This window comes from Arthrobacter sp. I3 (assembly GCF_000520575.1).
Classification (GTDB): Bacteria; Actinomycetota; Actinomycetes; order Actinomycetales; family Micrococcaceae; genus Arthrobacter; species Arthrobacter humicola_A.
Map to the genome: position 1 here is coordinate 13,776 of NZ_KI914930.1, position 965 is coordinate 14,740.

Annotated in this window: 2 protein-coding genes and 1 pseudogene; all 3 read right to left on the reverse strand. The window is 67.6% G+C overall.

All coding sequences use genetic code 11. The annotated features are described in order from the left end of the window. The coding region (locus tag Y706_RS25430; protein ID WP_043436143.1) for a DUF6457 domain-containing protein at nucleotides 1-211 on the reverse strand (211 nt) is incomplete at its 3' end. Next, complete coding sequence (locus tag Y706_RS30265; RefSeq protein ID WP_253906791.1) at nucleotides 208-696, reverse strand: DUF6457 domain-containing protein; 489 nt, start codon at nucleotides 694-696, stop codon at nucleotides 208-210. The genes Y706_RS25430 and Y706_RS30265, both read right to left, overlap by 4 nt. 21 nt (nucleotides 697-717) lie before the next feature. Next, nucleotides 718-965, reverse strand: a pseudogene (locus tag Y706_RS29795) (molybdopterin-guanine dinucleotide biosynthesis protein); the annotation flags it as partial.

Genomic DNA, 965 nt, shown 5'->3' on the forward strand with positions numbered 1-965 from the left:
CGGAGTCCGTGGCCTGCCCGGAGCCGGAGGCCAGGCCGGCCGCAAAGCCGGCAATGAATGTGGTCAGCGGTGCCGCCGGGCGCACCACGGAATGGGCGGCCACGCCGGCCAGGGCGAGGACCTCATTCACGTCAATCTCAACGTCGTCCAGCTCCAGGGCCTGGAGCAGGGCACGGCACCAGTCTTCCAGTGTTTCGTCCTGGCTTTTCACCGTTTGCCTCCATGGTCGAGTTCAGCTGTGCAGAGCCGGGCCGGAGCCCGGACCGCCATCGGGAATCCTGCCGGATACCCCCAGTGCGGACGCGTCATCCCAGGTGTCGACGTCATCCGTGGAACCCGGGGGAACGCGAACTTCCCGCACGTCCAGCCTAGCAAGAAGGGCGAACACCGACGCGTTTTCCAGCCGGTCCCGGGACGCGGCGTCCGCGACAGAACGTTGTAGCACAGGAGCCGGCGGGCCACGGCCATCGCGGACTCCATGGACACGGAGTCCGTGGCCTGCCCGGAGCCGGAGGCCAGGCCGGCCGCAAAGCCGGCAATGAATGTGGTCAGCGGTGCCGCCGGGCGCACCACGGAATGGGCGGCCACGCCGGCCAGGGCGAGGACCTCATTCACGTCAATCTCAACGTCGTCCAGCTCCAGGGCCTGGAGCAGGGCACGGCACCAGTCTTCCAGTGTTTCGTCCTGGCTTTTCACCGTTTGCCTCCATGGTCGAGTTCAGCTGTGCAGAGCCGGGCCGGAGCCCGGACCGCCATCGGGAATCCTGCCGGATACCCCCAGTGCGGACGCGTCATCCCAGGTGTCGACGTCATCCGTGGAACCCGGGGGAACGCGAACTTCCCGCACGTCCAGCCTAGCAAGAAGGGCGAACACCGACGCGTTTTCCAGCCGGTCCCGGGACGCGGCGTCCGCGACAGAACGTTGTAGCACAGCCGTGCCATAAAAGCCCGCCAGCGGCTGCTTCC